The following is a 964-nucleotide window of genomic DNA, read 5'->3' as shown; positions in this document are numbered from 1 at the left end:
CGGGCGTCCAGCAGCACCGCCGGGTGGGCGGGCCAGCTCGCGAGCACCGGGGCCAGCTCCTCCGGTGCGGCGCCCACGGCCGGTCCCCCGTCGCGGGACAGCCGGATCAGGTGCGCGACGCCGGGGGCGTCGATGCCCAGCACCCGGCCGACCGCGGTGAGGACCTCGTCGGAGGCGGTGACCCGGCCCTGCTCGAGCCACGTATACCAGGTCAGGCCCACCCCGGCGAGCACCGCGACCTCCTCGCGACGCAGCCCCGGCGTGCGCCGCCTGCCCCGGTCGGGCAGTCCGAGGGTCGCCGGGGCGACGCGCTCGCGGTAGGAGCGCAGGCAGGCGCCGAGCTCCCGGCGGCGGTCCGCCGTCGTGGCCCGCGGAGGGGCCGCCGATCCTGTCACCACGGGTACCCCCATCGGTTCGCTCCTGGTCCGGGCCCGGCCGTCGTCGCACGGTGGGCCCATGATCGGTATCGGTGTCAACCTCGCGGCCGGGCTCGAGGATTCCGGGTCGGCGAACCTGGTCGAGGAGATCGTGGGTCGCGCCCGTGCGGTCGCCGCGGCCGGGCTGCGGTCGGTGTGGCTGCCCCAGGGCTACGGCTACGACGCGCTCACCCTGTACGCCGCGCTCGCCCGGGAGGTCCCGGACGTCGAGCTGGGCGCGTCGGTCGTCGTCGTGCAGCCGCGGCACCCGCGGGTGCTGGCCGCGCAGGCGCTGACCGTGCAGGCGGCGTCGGGCGGGCGGCTCACGCTGGGGCTCGGGGTCAGCCACCCGGGGCTGCTGGAGGTGTACGGGCTGCCGTTCGCCCGGCCGGTGTCGGCCCTGTCGGAGCACCTCGACGTGCTGGCCCCGCTGCTGCGCGGCGAGCGGGTCCCCGGCTCGTCGGGTCCGGGGTCGGACCCGGCGGACACCGCGGTGCCCGGCGCGGAGCCGGAGGTCCCGGTGCTGCTGGGCGCGCTGGGACCGCGGA

The 964-nt window shown here is 78.2% G+C and carries 2 protein-coding genes; one reads left to right on the top strand and one right to left on the bottom strand.

Translation table 11 applies throughout. The features are described 5' to 3' along the window. A partial coding sequence (locus GTW08_RS23150; RefSeq protein ID WP_161152524.1) for a helix-turn-helix domain-containing protein occupies nucleotides 1-410 on the bottom strand: 410 nt, incomplete at its 3' end. A gap of 46 nt (nucleotides 411-456) precedes the next feature. Here GTW08_RS23150 and GTW08_RS23145 point away from each other — a divergent pair. Further along, the coding region (locus GTW08_RS23145; protein ID WP_161152523.1) for an LLM class flavin-dependent oxidoreductase at nucleotides 457-964 on the top strand (508 nt) is incomplete at its 3' end.

It is taken from the genome of Pseudonocardia sp. SID8383, assembly GCF_009864975.1.
Classification (GTDB): domain Bacteria; phylum Actinomycetota; class Actinomycetes; order Mycobacteriales; family Pseudonocardiaceae; genus Pseudonocardia; species Pseudonocardia alni.
This window is presented reverse-complemented; position numbering and strand designations above follow the sequence as displayed.